General features: G+C 73.3%; 16 protein-coding genes. 11 read left to right on the top strand and 5 right to left on the bottom strand.

Annotated elements, in window-relative coordinates; genetic code table 11:
- Nucleotides 1–60: 60 nt before the first annotated feature.
- The 10 genes from acnA to DT019_RS08375 are packed head-to-tail and all read left to right on the top strand — an operon-like array spanning nucleotide 61 to nucleotide 11,582.
- Nucleotides 61–2,733 (top strand): aconitate hydratase AcnA, encoded by a 2,673-nt coding sequence (acnA, locus tag DT019_RS08420; protein ID WP_114036083.1) that lies wholly within the window; start codon nucleotides 61–63, stop codon nucleotides 2,731–2,733.
- Entirely contained in the window at nucleotides 2,730–3,305 is a 576-nt protein-coding gene (locus DT019_RS08415; protein ID WP_114036082.1) for an NADPH-dependent FMN reductase, read from the top strand. The genes acnA and DT019_RS08415 overlap by 4 nt, the downstream gene beginning before the upstream one ends.
- A 9-nt stretch (nucleotides 3,306–3,314) precedes the next feature.
- Nucleotides 3,315–4,148 carry an isocitrate lyase/phosphoenolpyruvate mutase family protein gene (locus tag DT019_RS08410; protein ID WP_114036081.1) on the top strand — a complete coding sequence of 278 codons (834 nt, stop codon included), beginning with the start codon at nucleotides 3,315–3,317 and terminating at the stop codon, nucleotides 4,146–4,148.
- Nucleotides 4,149–4,180: 32 nt separating this feature from the next.
- Entirely contained in the window at nucleotides 4,181–5,563 is a 1,383-nt protein-coding gene (locus tag DT019_RS08405; RefSeq protein ID WP_114036080.1) for an LLM class flavin-dependent oxidoreductase, read from the top strand.
- 6 nt (nucleotides 5,564–5,569) lie between these two features.
- Entirely contained in the window at nucleotides 5,570–6,361 is a 792-nt protein-coding gene (locus tag DT019_RS08400) for a class I SAM-dependent methyltransferase (protein ID WP_114036079.1), read from the top strand.
- Complete coding sequence (locus DT019_RS08395; RefSeq protein ID WP_189389296.1) at nucleotides 6,354–6,842, top strand: GNAT family N-acetyltransferase; 489 nt, start codon at nucleotides 6,354–6,356, stop codon at nucleotides 6,840–6,842. Before DT019_RS08400 ends, DT019_RS08395 begins: the two co-directional genes overlap by 8 nt.
- Nucleotides 6,830–7,996 (top strand): acetyl-CoA carboxylase biotin carboxylase subunit family protein, encoded by a 1,167-nt coding sequence (locus DT019_RS08390; protein ID WP_114036077.1) that lies wholly within the window; start codon nucleotides 6,830–6,832, stop codon nucleotides 7,994–7,996. The genes DT019_RS08395 and DT019_RS08390 overlap by 13 nt, the downstream gene beginning before the upstream one ends.
- On the top strand, nucleotides 7,989–9,149 hold the full coding sequence (locus DT019_RS08385; RefSeq protein WP_114036076.1) for an acetyl-CoA carboxylase biotin carboxylase subunit family protein: 1,161 nt from the start codon (nucleotides 7,989–7,991) through the stop codon (nucleotides 9,147–9,149). The genes DT019_RS08390 and DT019_RS08385 overlap by 8 nt, the downstream gene beginning before the upstream one ends.
- Before the next feature lie 53 nt (nucleotides 9,150–9,202).
- Nucleotides 9,203–10,489 (top strand): MFS transporter, encoded by a 1,287-nt coding sequence (locus DT019_RS08380; protein WP_114036075.1) that lies wholly within the window; start codon nucleotides 9,203–9,205, stop codon nucleotides 10,487–10,489.
- 37 nt (nucleotides 10,490–10,526) lie between these two features.
- On the top strand, nucleotides 10,527–11,582 hold the full coding sequence (locus DT019_RS08375; RefSeq protein WP_114036074.1) for a hypothetical protein: 1,056 nt from the start codon (nucleotides 10,527–10,529) through the stop codon (nucleotides 11,580–11,582).
- A 100-nt stretch (nucleotides 11,583–11,682) separates the two neighbouring features.
- Here the strand turns inward: DT019_RS08375 and DT019_RS40155 are convergent, their stop codons facing one another.
- Nucleotides 11,683–12,261, bottom strand: coding sequence for a helix-turn-helix transcriptional regulator (locus DT019_RS40155; protein ID WP_223279355.1), 579 nt, complete (start codon nucleotides 12,259–12,261; stop codon nucleotides 11,683–11,685).
- Between the two features lie 274 nt (nucleotides 12,262–12,535).
- Here DT019_RS40155 and DT019_RS08365 point away from each other — a divergent pair, with 274 nt between their 5' ends.
- Nucleotides 12,536–15,745, top strand: coding sequence for an ATP-binding protein (locus DT019_RS08365; protein ID WP_114036073.1), 3,210 nt, complete (start codon nucleotides 12,536–12,538; stop codon nucleotides 15,743–15,745).
- A gap of 32 nt (nucleotides 15,746–15,777) precedes the next feature.
- Here DT019_RS08365 and DT019_RS39445 read toward each other — a convergent pair whose 3' ends face one another.
- The 4 genes from DT019_RS39445 to DT019_RS08350 form a co-directional block, all read right to left on the bottom strand.
- On the bottom strand, nucleotides 15,778–16,332 hold the full coding sequence (locus DT019_RS39445; protein WP_189389293.1) for an NUDIX hydrolase: 555 nt from the start codon (nucleotides 16,330–16,332) through the stop codon (nucleotides 15,778–15,780).
- Nucleotides 16,332–17,609 (bottom strand): hypothetical protein, encoded by a 1,278-nt coding sequence (locus DT019_RS39440; protein WP_189389290.1) that lies wholly within the window; start codon nucleotides 17,607–17,609, stop codon nucleotides 16,332–16,334. The genes DT019_RS39445 and DT019_RS39440 overlap by 1 nt, the downstream gene beginning before the upstream one ends.
- Before the next feature lie 331 nt (nucleotides 17,610–17,940).
- The gene (locus DT019_RS08355; RefSeq protein ID WP_114036072.1) at nucleotides 17,941–18,624 is read right to left on the bottom strand and encodes a response regulator; all 684 of its coding nucleotides are present in this window, start codon (nucleotides 18,622–18,624) and stop codon (nucleotides 17,941–17,943) included.
- A 92-nt stretch (nucleotides 18,625–18,716) separates the two neighbouring features.
- The coding region (locus tag DT019_RS08350) for a potassium-transporting ATPase subunit C (RefSeq protein ID WP_114036071.1) at nucleotides 18,717–18,841 on the bottom strand (125 nt) is incomplete at its 5' end.

Below are 18,841 nucleotides of genomic sequence, written 5' to 3'. Positions count from 1 at the left end.
GGCGCCCTCCCCCCTCGGGCGCCGGGCCAGTGACCCCCGACCCAGCGAGAAGGGCCAACCATGCACGACATGCTGCGCTCCCTGCCCCAGGCGCGGGGAGCAGGCCGGTACGTGAGCCTGGCCGCAGCCGAGGAGAACGGCCTCACCGGTCTTCATGCCGCGCCCCGCAGCGTGCGCATCCTGGTGGAGAACGTCCTGCGGGCCGCGGTGAAGAGCCGGGACGAGGCGGCTCTGGGGCGGGCGCTGGCCTCGTCCGCGGCGCTGATCTCCGCCTGCGCGGGCGCGGGCCCCGAAGAGGAGATCACCTTCAGCCCCACCCGGCTGATCCTCCAGGACCACACCGGCGTCCCCGTCCTGTCCGACCTGGCGTCACTGCGGTCGCTGATCGCCGAGCGGGGGCTCGACCCGCGCCGTGCGCGGCCCGCGCTGCCGGTGGACATCGTCGTGGACCACTCGGTGGAGGTGAACGCGTGGGCCCGGCCGGGCGCGGTCGCCCTGAACATGTCCCGCGAGTACGAACTCAACCGCGAGCGCTACCGGTTCCTGCGCTGGGCCCAGCGCGAGATGAGCGGGCTGCGGGTCGTGCCGCCCGGCCGGGGCATCGTGCACCAGATGAATCTGGAGCACCTGGCCCAGGTCGTGATGCCGGACCCCGACGGCCTGCTCGCCCCGGACTTCGTCCTCGGCACCGATTCGCACACCCCGATGGTCGGCGCCCTGGGCGTGCTCGGCTGGGGTGTCGGCGGCATCGAGGCGGAGACGGCGCTGCTCGGTCACTCGGTGTCCCTGCTGAGCCCTCCGGTGGTGGGCGTGCGGCTCACCGGTGAACTGCCCGTCGGCAGTACCGCCACCGATCTGGCCCTCACCATGACGCGGTTCCTGCGCGACACCGGTGTGGTGGGGCAGTTCGTGGAGTTCTTCGGCCCCGGGGTGCCCACGCTCTCCGTCCCGGACCGGGCGACGGTGTCCAACATGGCGCCGGAGTACGGCTGCACCGTGGCCTTCTTCCCGGTGGACGAGGCGACCCTCGACTATCTGCGGCTCACCGGCCGCCCCGAGCGGGACGTCGCCCTGGTGGAGGCGTACGCGAAGGAGCAGGGCCTGTTCGTGCCGCTGGGCAGTGCCGAGGAGCCCCGTTGCGCGCGGACCGTCGCGTTCGATCTGTCGTCGGTGGAGCCCAGCGTCTCGGGGCCGCGCAGGCCGCAGGAGCGGTTGCCGCTGCCCGCGGTGGCGGACAGCTTTCCCGAACAGCACCGGTCGAGTGGCCATCAGGGAGCGCTCTCTGATGGGGCGGTGGGCATCGCCGCCATCACCAGCTGCACCAACACGTCCAACCCCGAGTCCATGGTCATCGCCGGTCTCGTGGCGCGCAAGGCCGTCGAGCGCGGGTTGAGCGTGCCGCCCTGGGTCAAGACGACGCTGGCCCCGGGCTCCCGTGCGGTGCCGCGCTATCTGGAGGCCGCCGGGCTCCTGCCGTACCTGGAGAAGCTCGGGTTCGCGGTGGCGGGTTTCGGCTGCACCACATGCATCGGCAACTCCGGCGGACTCGCACCCGCCGCCGAGGAGGCCGTGCGGCGCGACGGCACCCGGCTCGCGGCGGTCCTCTCCGGAAACCGCAACTTCGAGGGCCGCATCCATCCCGACGTGGCGGCCGCCTACCTCGCCTCACCGGCGCTTGTGGTGGCGTACGCCCTCGCCGGAACCGTACGGACCGACCTGAGCGGCCAACCCCTCGGCACCGGCGCGGACGGGCACGGCGTGCGGCTCGCGGATCTGTGGCCCACTCCGGCGGAGATCGCCGAGGCGGTCGCGCATGTGGCCCGCGAGCACTTCGTACGGGAGAAGGACGCGCTCTTCGAGGGCGGCGCCGAGTGGCAGGAGCTCAGCTTCCCCGAAGGGCCGGTGTACGACTGGCCGCGGGAGTCCACCTATCTGGTGCGCTCGCCGTTCTTCGACCCGGACAAGCGGACCGGCACCGCCGACCTGCGGGGCGCCCGGGTCCTGGTGTTCGCCGGTGACTCGACCACCACCGACCACATCTCCCCCGCCGGAACCATCGCCGAGGACTCGCCGGCCGGCCGCCATCTGGCCGGGGCCGGGATCGCCCGCGCCGACTACAACTCGTACGGCTGCCGGCGCGCCAACCACGAGGTGCTGGTGCGCGGGGCCTTCGCCAACCCGGGCTTCCGCAACAAGCTCACCCCGGACCAGGGCGGCAGCCGCACGCTCCATCTGCCCACCGGTGAGGAGATGAGCGTGTACGACGCGGCATCCCGTTACGCCGCCGAGCGGACTCCGGTCGTCATCCTGGCGGGCCGCGACTACGGGTTCGGCAGTTCCCGCGACTGGGCGGCCAAGGGCCCGGCGCTGCTCGGCGTGCGGGCCGTGCTCGCCGAGAGCTTCGAGCGGATCCACCGCAGCAACCTGGTGGGCATGGGCATCGTCCCGCTCCAGTTCCCACCCGGACGGGGTCCGAAGGAGCTGGGCCTCACCGGCCGCGAGACCTTCGAGATCAGCGGGCTCGCGACGCTGCGGCCGCGCGGCGAGGTCACCGTGCGGGCACTCGGCCCCGGCGGCCAACTCGTCGGCGCCTGGCGGATGGTGGCCCGCGTGGACACCGCCCGCGAGCTCGACTACGTACGGCGCGGCGGGTTCCTGCGTGCCGTGGCGGCCCCGCTGCTGGACCCCGCCCGCCCGCCGGCGGCCGAGACCGTGCGGCAGGGCGCGTCATGAGGATCGTCGGGATCGGCGGATCGAACCGGCCAGGATCCACCGCCGAACGGGCGCTGCGGGCGGTCCTGGCCGAGGCCGAGCGGCACGGCGCCGAGGTCCAGCTGTTCGCGGGCGCCGACCTGGTCATGCCCTTGTACGACCCCGGCGGCGCCCCGCTTTCCCGGCCCGCCCTGCGTTTGATCGAGGCGACGGCCGCGGCCGACGGGGTGGTGCTGGCCAGCCCGGCCTACCACGGCGGCATCTCCGGGCTCGTCAAGAACGCCCTGGACCACCTGGAGGAGCTGCGCGACGACGCAAGGCCGTATCTGAGCGGCCGGGCCGTCGGCTGTCTGGCCGTCGGGCAGGGCCACCAGGGCGCGGTGGTCACCCTCGGCGCGCTGCGCGCCGTGACGCACACGCTGCGCGGCTGGCCCACCCCGCTGGGCGTGGCGCTCAACAGCACGCAGACCGGCTTCACCCCGGCCGGGCGGTGCGACGACCCGCGCGTCGAAGAACAACTCATGTGTGTCGCGGAGCAGGTGGTCGACTTCGCCCGCCGCTCCGCGAACCACCCTCTCGCACCCCATATCTGAGGAGTCATCATGAACAAGCGAGCCATGCTGCGTGAGGCGATCGCCCGGGACGGAGAGCTGGCCCTGGCCGCGGGCGTGCACGACGGGCTGGGCGCGCGGATCGCGCAGAACAGCGGTTTCCAGGTGCTGTGGGCGAGCGGTCTGGGGATCTCCGCCTCGCACGCGGTGCCCGACGAGAGCATCCTGACGATGACCGAGTTCCTCAACGCGGCCCGCATGATGAACGACGCCACCGATCTGCCGGTGCTCGCGGACTGCGACACGGGCTTCGGCGACGCGCGCAACGTGGCGCGCATGGTCGACCAGTACGAGCGGGTCGGCATCGCGGGCGTCTGCATCGAGGACAAGGTCTTCCCCAAGCGGAACTCGCTGGGCGACGGCACCCAGCACCAGGAGACCATCGAGAGCTTCAGCAACAAGATCCGGGTGGCCAAGAAGGCCCAGCACACCTCCGACTTCGTCGTCGTCGCGCGGATCGAGACGTTCATCGCCGGAGGCAGCAAGCAGGACGCGATCAGCCGGGCCGACGCCTACGTCGAGGCCGGGGCGGACGCGGTGCTCATCCACTCCAAGTCCCGCGACGGGCAGGAGATCCTGGACTTCGGCCGCAGCTGGCAGCGCACCGACGTCCCGCTGATCGCGGTGCCGACGACCTACCCGGACGTGGACGCCGGGCAGCTGCGCGCCGCCGGGTTCTCGCTCGCCGTCTACGCCAACCAGGGGCTGCGCGCCTCGATCACGGCGATGCGGCAGAGCTTCGCGCACATCTCCGAGCACGGCTCGACCCGGGGCCTGGAGGACGGGATCGCGGAGCTGCGCGAGGTCTTCCAGCTGCAGGGCTGAACCCCTCCCGTACAGAAAGGAGATCGGCCCTCATGAGCGAGTCAGAGGACCGCCGTCTTGTGCTGGGCGCCTACCTGTCCTACGGGACGGGCCACCACGCCGCGGCCTGGCGGCATCCCGACGCCGTGGCGGACGGCGCGCAGAACATCGACCACTACGTCGACCTCGCCCGGACCGCCGAACGCGGCCTGTTCGACTTCATGTTCCTGTCGGACACACCGTCCGTGTTCAACGACGACCGGGACGGCTACGGCAGCCGCGTGGTCGTCTTCGAGCCGATGACGCTGCTGTCCGCGCTCGCGATGAAGACCACCCATCTCGGGCTGGTCGCCACGGCCTCGACCACGTACAAGGAGCCGTACAACGTCGCCCGCGAGTTCGCCTCGCTCGATCTGCTCAGCGGCGGGCGCGCGGGCTGGAACATGGTGACCTCGTCCAAGAAGGACGCGGCCCACAACTTCGGTCTTGAGGAGCATCCGGAGCACGGGGACCGCTACCGCCGGGCCGCCGAGTTCTTCGACGTCGTCACCGGACTGTGGGACAGCTGGGACGACGACGCCTTCCCCCGCGACAAGGAGCGCGGCGTCTTCTACGACCCGGCCCGACGGCACGAACTCGGGCACGAGGGCGCGCACTTCGGGGTCCGGGGCGAGCTGAACGTGTCCCGCCCACCGCAGGGCCACCCGCTGGTGGTGCAGGCGGGCTCGTCCGAGGACGGCAAGGAGCTGGCGGCGCGCACCGCCGAGGCGGTGTTCACCGCGCAGCCGGACAGGGAGGCGGCTCGGGTCTTCCGCCAGGATCTGCGGCGGCGGCTCGCCCGCTACGACCGAGTGAATCAGGACATCCTGGTGATGCCGGGTCTCTGCCCGTTCATCGGCGCCACCGACGAGGAGGCCCAGGAGAAGTTCGAGCAGTTGCAGCGGCTCATCCATCCGCGGCTCGGCGTGGCCATGCTGTCCGACCTGGTGGGCGGATTCGACCTCTCCGGGTACGACGTCGACGGTCCGCTGCCGGTGCTGCCGCCCTCGAACGGCAACCGGAGCCGGCGCGGGCTCATCGAGAAGCTGGCCGCGGAGGGGCTCACCATCCGCGAACTGTACGAGCGCATGACGATCGCCCGCGGGCATCTGGTGCTCGTCGGCTCCTACCGCCGGGTGGCGGAGACGATGGCGCGGTGGCTGCGGTCGGGCGCCGCCGACGGGTTCAACATCATGCCGCCCCAACTGCCGGGCGGACTGGCCGAATTCGTCGATCACGTCGTGCCCGAGCTCCAGAAGCTTGGCGTATACAAGGATAGCTACCGGGAGGGCACCCTGCGCGAGAAGCTCGGCCTGCGCCGTCCGCCCTCCCGGTACGCGCCCGCGGCCGGCGACGCTCCGGGGCACGTCGGCTCATCGCACTACGGAAACAGGTGACCGCGCATGGAACCGCGCAAGCAGAAGTTCGACACCCTCGCCGACGACTACGACCGGCACCGGCCCCGCTACCCCGCGGCCCTGCTCAAGGAGCTCGCCGCGCCGCTCGCGGGGCGTCCCCGGCCGCATGTCGTCGACGCGGGGGCGGGCACGGGCATCGTCCTGGAGGGGCTCATCCCGGTCCTCGGCGAGGACGGCCGGTACGAGGCGGTCGATCTGTCGACCGACATGGTGGCCAGGGGCCGGGCCAAGTTCCCGTCGGTGAGCTGGTCGGTCGGACCGGCCGAACCGTTCCTGGAGCAGGCGCGGGACGTCGATCTGATCGTCGCCGCCCAGTCCTTCCAGTGGATGGACCGGCCGCGCTTCCTGCGCGCGGCCCTGGGCTGCCTGAACCCGGGCGGCCAGCTCGCGATCATCCAGAACAACCGCGATTTCGGGGCGAGTCCGTTCCTGGACGCCTATGAGTCGCTGCTGGAGGAGCTGAGCCCCGGCTACAGCCGGCACTACCGTGCCTTCGACTTCGCCGCCGAGCTGCGCGAGGCCTTCGCCCCCGGCGGCGGCACCGTCGAGGTCAGGACCGCCGACTGGACGACGACGATGGCGGCGGACGACTTCGTCGGCATGGCGAAGTCCTCCACCCAGGTGCAGCGCGGCATCGCGGCACACGGAGAGGCGCTGCTCGACCGGCTGCGGGACCTCATCGACCAGCATGCCGACAGTGACGGCGTGCTTCGGATGCCGTACCACAGCGAACTCTTCACGGCCCGCACCGCACCGGCCGCCGAGAGCGATGGATGACCCGGTCCCGGCGGCCGTGCGGGGCGTAGCGGTGGCCGGCGCCGTCGAGGCGGACGTGGCCGGGATCCTCGCGGTGCTGGCCGCCGCCTACGCCCCCTACGCGGGAGAGTTCCGGCCGACCGCTCTGGGCCGTACGGCCGGGTCCGTCCGCCGCGAACTCTCCCACTGGCTGGTCGCCCGCCTCGACGGGCGGCCCGTCGGCTGCGTGCTGCAGTACCCCGAGGACGGCTCCTACACCCTGTGCTTCCTCGCCACCGAACCCCGGCTGTGCGGCCGCGGCATCGGTTCGGCGCTGGTCGACGCGGTGGTGCGGCGGGCCGCGGCGGCGGGCTGCCGCGAGATCCGCATCGCGCTGCGCACGAGCCTGGCGGCGAACACCGCCTTCTTCACCCGGCGGGGCTTTCGGCGCGTGGCGCCGTTCCGCCCCGGCACGCACGACCTGTACGAGCTGAAGCTGGAGGCACCACCATGGGCACCATGATCGTCCTGGGTCACCGGAAGGGCATCGCCGACGCGGTCGCCCGCCGCGGCCTCGAAGTCTTCCAGGTGGAACGGAAGATGAAGGAGGCGCTCGCCGGGACCCGGTTCGCGCTGGTCGACGACCTGGAGGACGCCCAGGAGGTGCTCCGGACGGTCCTCGGCGCCCGCCTCACCGATGTCGTCGGTGTCGTCACCGGACACGAGCAGGGCGTGTTCACCGCGGCCCTGCTCCGCGACCACCTGGGGCTTGTGGGCGACCGTGACTGGGCGCGCACCCTGCGGTTCCGGGACAAGTACCTCCAGAAGGCGGCCCTGCCGCCGGACGTGCCGCGGGCCCGGTGCCGGTACATCGGTCCGCGCACCACCTACGCGGAGCTGGCCGACGGACTCGGCACCCCCTTCGTCGTCAAGCCCGCCAACGGGGCCGGGTCGGTCGGCGCGGCGCCCATCGCCTCGGAGCGGGAGTTCACCCGGCACCTGGGCGCGCGCGGCGGGGCCGGCGCGGCCTGGGTCGCGGAGTCCTTCGTGAGCGGCCGGGAGTTCAACATCGACGGCGTCTGGTCGCGGGGACGGCTGCGGTGGTGCGCGGTCTCCCGGTTCCACGAGCGCCCGATGCACACCAACTCCGGTGCCGTACTGGCCTCCCAGGTGCTCTCGCGGAAGGAGAACGCCCCCTTCCTCGACCGCGCGGCGGCCCTGGCGGAGCGCGCGCTCGGCGGCCTCGGCGCGCCCGACTGCGTCTTCCATCTGGAGGCCTTCGAGGACGGCGACGACCTCGTCTTCGGCGAGTGCGGCACCCGCACCCCCGGCGCCCACCACACCGAGATCGTGCAGCTGACCCACGGCGTCGACCTCTACGACCTCACGGTGGGCCTGGCCCTCGGGCAGGACGCGGACGAGCTGCTCGCACCGCGGGACCCCGAGGCGTACTTCGCCTACATCTACCTGCGGCGGTTCGAGGGGGTGGAGCTGACCCGGGCGGACTTCGAGAAGCACTTCACGTTCCACGAACTCAGCTACCCCGACCATCCTGGAGGCGCAGGCACCGGTTCGTACGGCCGGGCCGGGCACGCTCTCGTGTCCGCCCCCGACAACGCCCGGCTCGGCGAACTCGTCGCCAGGATCGTCGCGTTCAACGAGTCCGGCCGTGTCTGACGCCCGCGCCCTCGTCCTCAGCACCGGCAAGCCCCTCTTCGACGCGGCCCGCGCCCCCTTCGCCGCCGAGTTCGAGTACCTGGACCTCCATGCGGGCGGGGCCGTGGGCGGCGGGCTCACCGTGCCGTCCTTCGACCACGAGCGCGAGACGCTCGACACCGTCGACCGGCTCATGGCGCGGCGGCCCTTCCAGCACGTCCTCGCCACCTCCGAGAGCAACCTCGCCTTCGCCGCCTTTCTGCGCAGCCGGTACGGGCTGCCGGGCCTGGGCTTCGACGCGGCCCTGACGGTCACCAACAAGTGGCGGATGAAGCAGTGGATCAAACCGTCCCTGCCCACGGCCCGCTGCTGGCTCTCCGGCGACTTCGCCGCGGCCGCACCCGGGGACCCGTCGGCGGACGTGGTGGTGAAACCGCTCTCCGGCTCCTCCAGCAAGGGGGTGCGCCGGATACCGGCCGGGCAGGCGCAAGAACTCGCCGCCGCCGGTGATGAGCTCTTCCTCGTCGAGGAGGCCGTCGACGCGGACGCCGAGCTGCACGTGGACGGAGTGGTCCGCGACGGCGAACTGCGCGCCGCGTTCGCGTCGGCCTATGACCGGCCGGTGCTGAGCGCCGCCGGAACGACCCGGGCGAGCCTGCATCTGCCGCCCGAGGACCCCCGCCGCGGGCCCGCGCTCCAGGCCGCCGAACGCGCCGTGGCCGCCCTCGGCATCGCCGATCTCGTCTTCCATCTGGAACTGTTCCAGGTCGGCGACCGGCTCCTGTTCAACGAGATCGCCCTGCGCCCGGCCGGGGGCGGGGTCGCCGAGTCGCTGCGCACCTTCCACGGCGTCGACCTCTGGGACGAGTTCGTACGGATCCAGCTCGGCAAGCCGCCGGGTGCGGGGCTGTCGGACGGAAGCGGACGGAGTGGCTTCAGCGGCGTGATCGGGGTGGCGGCGCCCGCACCGGGCAGCGGCCGACGCGTCCCCGCGGACTCCGAGCTGCTGGCGGTGCCGGGCATCGTACGGGTCTCGCCCGGCAGTTCGCGGGCCGCATCGGAGGCGGGCCTGGGCAGTTCGTGCGCCTTCTCCCGGCTCGCGTTCTTCTCGTGCCCCGACGAGGCGGCCGTGCACGCCGCCCTCGCCGGCATCGGCCGGCTCTCCGGCGGCTGACCCGTCCGCGCCGCCGCCCACCTCACCGATGCCTCACGACAGGTCGTTCCCCCATGCCCTTCGCCAAGCCGCCGTCGCGCCGGCTCGCTCCGCCCCCGCCCGCCCCGGCACGGCGCTCGTCCCGCCTGTTCTTCACCCTGTTCTTCACCCTGTCGTCCTTCGCCGAGGGCGGGCAGGCGGTCGTCCTGCTCTGGCTCACCTACGCGTTGACGAGCAGTGCCCTGCTCATCGGTCTCATGGTGGTGCTCGGCTACCTCCCCGCGGCCCTGCTGGGACTGCTGTTCAAGAGGTTCGCCGACCGGGGGCGGGCCGGGCGGGTCGCGCGCCGCACCAACACCACGCTGTCCGTGGTGTCGCTGCTGCTGGCGATCCAGCACTTCTCCTCCGGCGGGCGTACGGCCCTGTCCATCACCGTCATCGCCCTGAGCCAAGTGGTGCTGTCCATCGCGAAGATGTTCAACAAGGCGGCGCTGAACCGGCTGATCCGGGGCGCGTTCGAGCGGGAGGAGGCGGGGCGGCTGCTCGCGGTGTCCCAGTCCGCCTCGCTGACCGGCCAGGTCTTCGGCGCGGGGCTGGCCGGTGTGGCGCTCGCCCAGGGCTGGATCACGGCGGGCCTGGTCTGCGCGGCCCTGGCGTACGCCGCGAGCGCGGGCTCCCTGGCCCTCGGCACCCGGGGGTACGCCGACCGGGCGGAGCCGAGCCCGGGTACCAAGGAGAGCCCGGCGGACGGCGGGGAGCGCACGAGAGGCGAGCGGGCGGCGGTCCGCATCCGCTGGAGCCCCGCCCTGATCGGGGTGCTCGTCTTCTCGGTGCCCAGCAGCGGCGCGCTGCAGTTCCTGAACACCGTCCTGGTGCCGCTGGCGAGTGCCGTCGCCCCTGAACAGCCCTCGTACTACGCGCTGTTGAACATCGTGACGATCGCGGGCGGCTTCCTCGCGGGTGTCCTGCTGTCGACGGGTGCCGTCTCGTCCCGGCGGGTGCTCGGCTGGGCGCTGCCGGTGACGGTCGTGCTGGCGCTGGCCCTGGCGCTGGTCGATGCCGCGTATCTGGTGGCGGTGGTCGCCTTCGGTCTGTCGCTGGCCGTCACCTGTCACGTGATCTGCATGCAGGTGCTGACGAACCAGGTGCCCGCGGACCACGAGGTGGGGCAGTTCGCGGTGGTCCGCAATGTGGTGGCGTCGCTGGCCAAGGCGGCGTTCTCGTTCGCCGCGGGAACGCTGGTCGGGGTCTACGGCGTCACCGCGGCCTTTGTCGTGCTGGCCTGCTCCACGGCGCTGTTCGCTGTCGGGTGGCTGGTGATGCGGCCGGAGTGGGACGCGCCGGGCGTCTCCCCTCGCTGAGTTGTGCCTCGACGCGGTCTCGGAAAGGAACGGTGACATGGTGTTCGACGCGAGAGAGAGCCGTGGGGCGTTCGTCGCGTGGCTGCGGTCGGCGCGCGACGCGCTCGTGGCCGACGAGGGGAAGGGGCGTGCGCTGCGAGCGCTCGGTCTCGACGACGCGGGCCTCGACGCGTTCACCGACGCGCGGCGCGTCGTGGTCAGCCTCCCGCACGCCAGCCCGAACGTCTTCTTCCCCCGGGTCGGCGTCTCCTGGTACGTGCGCCACCTTCAGCGCGCCGATCCCTCGGCCTTCCATCTGCGGGTCGCGCTGACCCATGTGAACTTCTCGGACCTGGGGTGGCGGCCGTACGCGTGGTGGTTCCTCGACCAGCGCGGCGCGCTGGCCCGCGAGACGCTGTTCACCCGGAACAAGAAGGCCAAGCACGTGGTCGTCGCCGGGCAGCCGCCGCTGTCCGAGGTGCCTTCGCGCGCGGTCGGCGCGGACCGCGAGGCGGCCCGCCTCGCGCTGCACGGAACCGATCGCGCGCTCTCGCACCTGCTGCTGATGTCGGCCGTGGAGCGTGCGGCCGGGCTCACCGTGCCCGGCCGCACGCTGTACCTGCCGCTGGACCTGCTCGTCGCGTTCTTCCGCGACGGTCTCGCGGGGGCGGATCCCGCCGCGACGCGAGCCGGGTCCGACGCGTCCGGCGGCCGGGCCGCCGCGCTGTTCGGGCTGCGGACCCGGGCCAGGAGGCTCGACGCCACGGGCCGCCTGGTGGACTGCGACTCCGCGGGCGAGGCCTTCGTCCTCGACAACTCCTCCAACATCGCGCTGCTTTCGCTGCTCGGCTGCGCGGGAGTGGTGGGCGGCGCCAAGATGGCGGGCTACTGGGGAGAGATCGAGGAACGCGTCGAGCGGGCGGGTCGGCTCAGCGGGGTGCCGGTGCCGCTGCCCGAGCTGCTGCGGCTGCCCGACGGCGTCGCGTACGAGGACGTCGTACGCCCCTCACCGGGCCTCGCGGCCGAGCTGGCCGCCGCGGGCATCGGTTACTCGCAGGGGATGGCGGTGGCCGAGCACGGCTCGTTCGCCGAGGAGGCGGACCCCTTCCGGTGACTCGGCGAACGGAGTCCGGGGCCGGACCGGTTGTCAGCTGACCGAGCCCGAACCGGGCGCCACTCGGGCGCGTCCCGGTCGGTGATCCGGTGGCCGAGGGTCAGTTCCAGCCATAGCACATCGCCGCCTTGACCAGCTCCGCCTTGTTGCCCAGGGTCAGTTTGGCCCGGATGCGTTTGACATAGGTGTCCACGGTGTGGCGGCTGATGCCGAGGCGGCGGGCCGCCTGATCGTGGGTCAGGCCGTCGGCGAGCAGGCGCAGCACCTGCCGCTCCCGCACCGAGAGGGACCCCGCCTCCTTCGCCGCCCCGGCCGCCCGGGGCGGCAGCCGCGCGTTCCGTGCCGCGAGGTGCACGGCGGTGGCCAGGGCCACCGGATCCGTGCGCTCGGGCAGACAGAGGGACACTCCGGGGCAGGGCTGCTCGGTGGCCGCGGCACACAGCAGCACCACGCAGGACGCCCTGCCCGCCGCCGCCTCGATCCCGGCCGGGTGGGGCCGCCCGGGCGGCCGGTCGAGGACGAGCACGTCCAGACGGTCGGGCAGCACCAGGGGGGCGCCCGGCAGCGCGACCGCCGCCGCGCTCAGCAGATGCACCCGTACGTCCGGGAATGCGGACAGCGCGTGCCCGACCGCCCAGGCGATCAGCGGGTGTTCATGGACCACACCGATGTCATACATCGCGACCCTCCCTGGTGTTCGAGTGGGCACATCCTGCAACGCCCCCCTTGCGGCGCCCTGTTCGGATCACACCGGCTCCTTGCCGTGCCCCTTACCGCTCCCTTGCCGCGAGGTTGCCGACCCCTTGCCGTCGGCTTGCCGTGGGGTGACGGAATCCCGCCGGACGACCTTGGAGCGGTCCGATCGGCATGCCAAGATCACGAACGGAGGGTCCAGGCATTCGTCGGTCCGCCGCCTCCGGCGCGACCGCAAGCGCGAGAACGGTGGGGATCACATGTACGCACCTCGGACGCCGGGCCCGCCGCCGCTGCCGGAACAGGACCCTGCGTCCGGGCTGCTGCTGCGGGTCATGGGGCCCATGTCGGTGCGGCACGCGGACGTGGACCTGCCCCTCGGCCCCCCGCTGCGCCGGGCGCTGCTGGCCCTGCTGCTCATACGCCTGGGCCGGGTCGTGCCCACCGAGCAGCTCGTCGAGGAGCTGTGGCGGCACGAGCCACCGCGGCGGCCCGTCGCCGCGTTGCAGAGCCACGTCTCCCATCTGCGGCGCGCCCTCGATCCGACGGGCGGCCCGGGCACCCGGTCGGCGGTGCGGCATCTCGCACCCGGCTACCTCCTCCAGCTCTCCCCCGAGCAGGTCGACGTCTGCCGCTTCGAGCAACTCGTGGCCTGCGGGCGGCAGTTACTGGACCGGCGTGACCACCTCTCGGCGCGGGCCCGGCTCAGCGAGGCGCTGGAGCTGTGGCAGGGCCCTCCGTACGGCGAGTTCGGCTCGCATCCGCGGCTCATCGATGAGGGCGCCCGCCTTGAGCAACTCCGGCTCACCGCACTGGAATCGTGCGCCGAGGCGGGCCTCGCCCTCGGGGCCGCCGACGAGGTGGCGGTCCTGCTCGGCCAGGAAGCGGGCCTGCACCCGGCGCGCGAACGTCTGGTCGGCCATCTGATGACCGCGCTCTCCCGCCTCGGCCGCCAGGCCGAGGCGCTGGAACTGTACGAGCGCACCCGCAGCCATCTGGCCGAGGAGTTCGGCGTGGACACCGCCCCGGGACTCCAGCGCGTCCGCGATGCCATCCTGCGCCAGGAGCTCGGGCACGGGCTGCTCCCGCACGAGCCGGAGACGGTCGAGCTCACGGCCGCGCCGACACCCGACTGCCCGGACCCGGAGGTTCCGTCCCCCTTCACCGGCCGGGACCAGGAGCTGCACCGCCTGGTGGGCGCGGCGGCCGGCGCGCTCACCGGCCACGGTCACGTGGCGTGTGTCCTCGGCCCGGCCGGCGTCGGCAAGACGCGGCTCCTGCTGGAGCTCGCCCCCCGCCTGGAGGCCGCCCCCGGCGACCTGGAGGTGGTGTGGAGCCACTGCTTCCAGGGCGAGGGCGTCCCGCCGTACTGGCTGTGGACCCAGGTGCTGCGCCGGCTCGCGGCCACCCGGCCGGAGGAGTTCCGCGCCGCGACCGAGCCCTTCGGCACGCTCCTCGCCCCGCTGATGCCGGAGCGGTCGCGGCGGACCTGCGAGGGACAGGGCTCCGAAGTCGACTGGGCCCAGGCCCGGTTCCTCGCCCACGACGCGGTCTGCGAGGTGCTGCTCACCCTGGCCGCGCGGCGCCCGCTGGTGCTGCTCCTGGAGGATCTGCACTGGGCCGACACCGCCTCCCTCGAACTGCTGCGGCTGCTCGCCATCCGCCGCCAGGGCAACCCGCTCAGCATCGTGCTGACCGCCCGGGACTTCGAGGTCGAGTCCGACGCCGCCATCCGCCGCACGCTCGCCGAGACCCTGCGGGGCCCGCGGACGGAGACGCTACGGCTCGGCGGTCTGTCCCGGAGCTCGGTCGCGGCCCTGGTCCGCGCGCAGGCCGGGCCCGGGGTGCCCGGCGAGGTCGTCGAGGCGCTGCACCGGCGCAGCCGCGGCAACCCGTACTTCGTCATGCAGCTCCTCTCCCTGCTCGGCGACGTCCGGCACCTGCACGACCGGGGCGCCGCGGACATGCTCCTGGCCCGCGTCCCGACGGGCGTACGGGAGGCGCTGGGCCAGCGTTTCGCCGCGCTGCCGGAGCCGGTCCTGCGGGTGCTGCGGCTGTGCGCCGTCATCGGCAGCGAGGTCGACACGGACCTGCTGCACCTCACCGCCGCCGGGAACGAACCGGTGGCCACCGCCCTGGAGTCGGCGATCCGCGCCGAGCTGCTCGACGAGGACCCGCACCGCCCGGGCCGGCTCCACTTCGCCCACGCCCTCGTCCAGGAGACCCTCCTCGACGAGCTGCCGCACGAGGAACGCTGCCGGCTGCACGCCCGCGTCGCGGCCGGGCTGTGCGCGCGGGGGCACCGGCGGCGGGAGGACGAGGAGATCGAGCGCGTCGCCCACCACAGCTGGCGTGCCGAGGACGCCCTGCCGGCCCGCGAGGTCCTCCCCCGGCTGCTGCGCGCCGCCGAACAGGCCGAACAGCGCCTCGCGTACGAGCAGGTGGAGAGCTGGCTGCGGCGCGCCGTCCGCCTGATCGGCCGGCTGCCGCCGGGCGACGACTCGGCTCCGGCCCTGGAGCAGCGGCTGCACATCCAGCTCGGCCAGGTCCTGGCCATCACCCGGGGCTACGGGGACGCCGAGGCCGAGGCGCTGCTCGGCCAGGGCCGCGCGCTCAGCGCCGTCACCAGGACCCCCGAGGACCCGTCGGTGCTGTGGGCGCTGTGCGCGGGCCTCCTGGTCACCGGCCGCTACGACGACTCCCGCCGGTTCTCCGCACTGCTGCGCACGCTCGCCGACCGCACCGGTCACCCCGTCGCCCGGCTGGGCGCCGCGTACGGCGAGGGCATCGTCCTGCACATCCGCGGCCTGCTCCCCGAAGCGCTCACCGAGCTGGAGGGCGCCGTCGAGACGGCGGACCGCTTCGCCCGCGAGGGCCACGCGCTGGCCCGTACGTTCCAGCACGATCCGCGCGTCTCCTGTCGTTCCTACGACGCCTTCACGCACTGGCTGCTCGGCGACCGGGCCGCCGCGACCGAACGCCGCCGCCAGCTGCTCCAGTTGACGGCGTACGAGAGCAGGCCGTCGGACCGCGCCTTCGCCCTGTACGTGGACGCGGTCCTGGCGGCCTGGGAGGACGACGTCGACACCGCGCTGCACTCGGGCGCGGAGGGTTCGCGCCTCGCGGGCGAACACGGGCTGCTCTACTGGAAGGCGATGCTGAACCTCCCCGAGGGCTGGGCGCTCGCGCACGCGCGCCGCGAGGCCGAGGGCATCACGCTGATGCAGTCCGCCCTGGCCGGGCTGCGCCCTTCCCGGACCCACCTCCGTCTGCCCCTCCACCTGGGGCTCCTGGGTCAGGCCCAGCACCACGCGGGCCGTCAGGAGGACGCGCTCGGCACCCTGCGCAAGATGCTCGCGGTCATCGAACACCGCCAGGAACACGTCTACCTCGACCCCGCCCTGCCCCCGACCCGCCTGCTGCACTCGCTGCTGGGGAAGGCCGCGGCGGAACGGGTCCTCAAGGCGTAACGCCGAAGCGCCTGACGGTTGTCCGGCCCCGGCTAACTCCGGAGCGCGTGCGACGCCCCGAGCGCGGCCAGCGTGAAGCCGTCCCGCAGCTCCCCCGCACGGACCGCCCGCGCGATCTCCGGGGGGCTCCACCACCGCGCGGCGGCGACCTCCCCGTCACCGGCCGGGCCCTTGCGCGGGGACGCGTCGCCCCGGACCGAGACCTCGACGACGGCGACCTCGCTCTCCAGCGACCCGGAGTCGATGTCCAGGTACGCCACCGTGGCCGCCGCGGAGCCCACAAGCCCTGCCTCTTCCACCAGTTCGCGCAGCGCGTCCGAGACGGGATCCATCTCCCCGAATCCACGCGGAAGCTCCCAGGCCCAGCGGCCGACCGTGGGGCGCCACTGGCGGACCAGCAGTACGTCGTCCCCGCGCCGGGCCAGCACGACGACCCCGGTGCGCCCGCCGCCGACGCGGATGCGGTGGCGGACGGTCTCGGTGCCGGAGGGCAGCCGGTAGGTGTCCAGGTAGACCTCGCACCACCGGCCGCCGTCGGCGTCCGTGTAGGCCTTGCGGGTGTGCGTGCGGGGTGCCTCGGTGTCCATCAGGAGCTCCTTCCCAGTACCCCGGGAAGCTCTATCACGTCGTACCGGCCCCGGAAGTCGCTCAGGCGGGTCACCCCGGCCGCCACGGCCGCGACGACCACCGGGGCGAGCGCCCCGCCCGCGCCGGCGGCGAACACTCCCGGCATCCCCTCGCCGAGCAGGCTGGTCGCCAGGCTCATCCCGCCGCCCGCGACCATCTGGGCGGTGGCTCCGCGTGCGCCCTGGGTGAACCGCTGGAGCCGGGTCACCGACGCCTCCTCCCCACCGCCGTCCGGTGGCTCCTTCGTACGCCCGGCGAGCAGGTCGCCCACCTCCTGCAGGGCGGCGAGGTCGCGCCGGTGCCACCAACCGGCCAGCGCGTCGGCGGCGTCGTCGGTGTAGCGCTGCCATTGCGCACCGGTCATCAGGCCCAGCCGCAGTTCGAACCGGGTCGGGTAGCGGACGACCGGTGTCCGCTCCACGTACGTCGCCGCCTCGCGGCGCCGGATGCCGCGTCGCGGCGAGGCCAGCCCCAGCATGCAGCCCTCGCTCACCGCGATGGCCCGGTAGTACGTCTCGTCGAAGGACTCGCGCAGGATCCGCGCGTCGGCCCGGTCCTCGGGGTCGTCCGAGCGCAGCAGGGGGTCGAGGCTCTCGTACAGGCGGCTCCGGCTGGGCAGACCGTTCACGTCGAGCCGTCCGTCGGTCCAGGCGGCGAGCACCGCCCGGCCCGGTTCACCGGCCACCTCGTCGGGGCGCGGCGGGGGCCGCAGCGCGTAGGCGGTCGCATAGTCGGCCGGTGCCAGCGGGCTGACTTCCAGCAGGCCGCGCTCGGCGGCCTCCAGCCAGTCCCGCCAGCGGGCCACCGTGCGCCGTCGCAGCGCAGCGTCGAGGACTCCTGTGGCCGTCAGCAACCGGTCCGCCACGGCGGCCGGTCCCTCCGCCGCGAGGGCTTCGGCAGCGGCGTCGGCGTCCGCGCGGGCGGCCAACTCCCGCTGGAGGAGCAGGCATTGCCCGTCGGGGACGGGGAGCGAGGAGAAGAGGAACCCGGTCGAGAGCATCGCCGTCAGCTGGCCCGCCAGGTCCGCGTTCCGGGAGTTCACCCGGATCGGCAGGACCGCGCCCCCGCCGATCGCGCGGATGGCCAGCTCGTCGAGGAGTTCGGCGGGCCGCAGCACCGCGAAGGCGGCTCCGTCGAGCAGTTGGGGATACGTCAGGAACAGGGAGCCGCCCTGGATGACCTCCCACCGCAGCCGCCCGAGCAGCTCCGCCCGCCCGAGCGCGGTCGGCCTCTCCACGGGAGCGTCGCCCCCGGGCGCCCGGGCACTCAGTCTGGCCCGCTGCCGCACGCTGTCCCACCCCGTACTGAGGACCGCCGTCATGTACCAGCCCTTCCTGTACCGCGCCCCGCCGCCCTGGAGGAGACTGCGGGCACACGGCCGGTACCGGCGTGCCCCGCGGGCCGAACGCGACCGGGCGCGTGACGCCGACGCGGAGGCGGACACACTGGCGGCGCTTTCGGACCCGACGTCCCCGAGCCGAACAGTGGCGTCCCCGCTGCCGGACGTCAAGGAAACGCCGGGAGTTGAGAGCCAGAGGCCGCGTACGACGCACGCGCCGCTTCGGGCCTCACACCTCGAAGCGGTACCCCATGCCCGGGGAGGTGATCAGATAGCGGGGGTGCGCGGGGTCCGTTTCGAGTTTGCGCCGCAGCTGGGCCATGTACACGCGGAGGTAGTTGCTCTGCGTGCGGTAGCTGGGGCCCCAGACCTCCTGCAACAGCTGGCGCTGGCTCACCAGTCGGCCGCGGTTGCGGATCAGGACTTCCAGGAGGTGCCACTCGGTCGGGGTGAGGCGCACGTCGCGTCCGGCGCGCCGCGCCTTCTTGGCGAGGAGGTCGAGCGTGAAGGCCTGAGTGGTGACGACTCCCCCGTCCGCGCTCCTCGTGGCCGGTTCCACCCTGCGGGTCGCGACCCGTAGGCGGGCCAGGAGTTCGTCCATGCTGAACGGCTTGGTGATGTAGTCGTCCGCGCCCGAGTCGAGGGCCTCGACCTTCTCGTCGGAGGTGTTGCGCGCGGAGACCACCAGGACCGGCACCCGGGAAAAGCGACGCAGCGCCTTCATCACGTCGAGGCCGTCCATGTCGGGCAGGCCGAGATCGAGCAGAACCGCGTCCGGAGGCCGCACGGCGGCGAGTTGGAGGGCGCCGGCGCCGTCCGTCGCCGAGTCCACCTCGTACGCCCGCGCCTTCAGGTTGATCTCAAGAGCCCGTACGAGCTGTGGTTCGTCCTCCACCACCAGCACCCGGGTCATCGGCGTGCCGCCTTTCTGTCGTGCGCGGGCCGCGGGAGCCGGGGCCCGGAGGTCGTCCGGGCCCGCGGCTCCCGCCCGCGGTCCTAACGGGCTCACTTCTGCGTGAGTTCCTTGAGTGCGATGTTGAGCTTGAGGACGTTGACCCCGGGCTCGCCCATGAAGCCGAGGATGCGGCCGCTGGTGTTGTCGGCGACGAGCTTCTCGACCTGCTTGACGT

It is taken from the genome of Streptomyces sp. SDr-06, assembly GCF_003324565.1.
In the GTDB taxonomy this organism is placed as follows: Bacteria; Actinomycetota; Actinomycetes; order Streptomycetales; family Streptomycetaceae; genus Streptomyces.
Note: the sequence above shows the minus strand (reverse complement) of the source record. Positions and strands in the feature narration are given on the sequence as shown.

Coding starts and splice junctions, on each gene's coding strand:
- DT019_RS08365 (WP_114036073.1), top strand. CDS start 12,536: ATGTACGCACCTCGGACGCCGGGCCCGCCGCCGCTGCCGGAACAGGAC.
- DT019_RS08405 (WP_114036080.1), top strand. CDS start 4,181: ATGAGCGAGTCAGAGGACCGCCGTCTTGTGCTGGGCGCCTACCTGTCC.
- DT019_RS08415 (WP_114036082.1), top strand. CDS start 2,730: ATGAGGATCGTCGGGATCGGCGGATCGAACCGGCCAGGATCCACCGCC.
- DT019_RS08380 (WP_114036075.1), top strand. CDS start 9,203: ATGCCCTTCGCCAAGCCGCCGTCGCGCCGGCTCGCTCCGCCCCCGCCC.
- acnA (WP_114036083.1), top strand. CDS start 61: ATGCACGACATGCTGCGCTCCCTGCCCCAGGCGCGGGGAGCAGGCCGG.
- DT019_RS08395 (WP_189389296.1), top strand. CDS start 6,354: ATGGATGACCCGGTCCCGGCGGCCGTGCGGGGCGTAGCGGTGGCCGGC.
- DT019_RS08375 (WP_114036074.1), top strand. CDS start 10,527: ATGGTGTTCGACGCGAGAGAGAGCCGTGGGGCGTTCGTCGCGTGGCTG.
- DT019_RS08390 (WP_114036077.1), top strand. CDS start 6,830: ATGGGCACCATGATCGTCCTGGGTCACCGGAAGGGCATCGCCGACGCG.
- DT019_RS08355 (WP_114036072.1), bottom strand. CDS start 18,624: ATGACCCGGGTGCTGGTGGTGGAGGACGAACCACAGCTCGTACGGGCT.
- DT019_RS08400 (WP_114036079.1), top strand. CDS start 5,570: ATGGAACCGCGCAAGCAGAAGTTCGACACCCTCGCCGACGACTACGAC.
- DT019_RS39445 (WP_189389293.1), bottom strand. CDS start 16,332: ATGGACACCGAGGCACCCCGCACGCACACCCGCAAGGCCTACACGGAC.
- DT019_RS08410 (WP_114036081.1), top strand. CDS start 3,315: ATGAACAAGCGAGCCATGCTGCGTGAGGCGATCGCCCGGGACGGAGAG.
- DT019_RS40155 (WP_223279355.1), bottom strand. CDS start 12,261: ATGTATGACATCGGTGTGGTCCATGAACACCCGCTGATCGCCTGGGCG.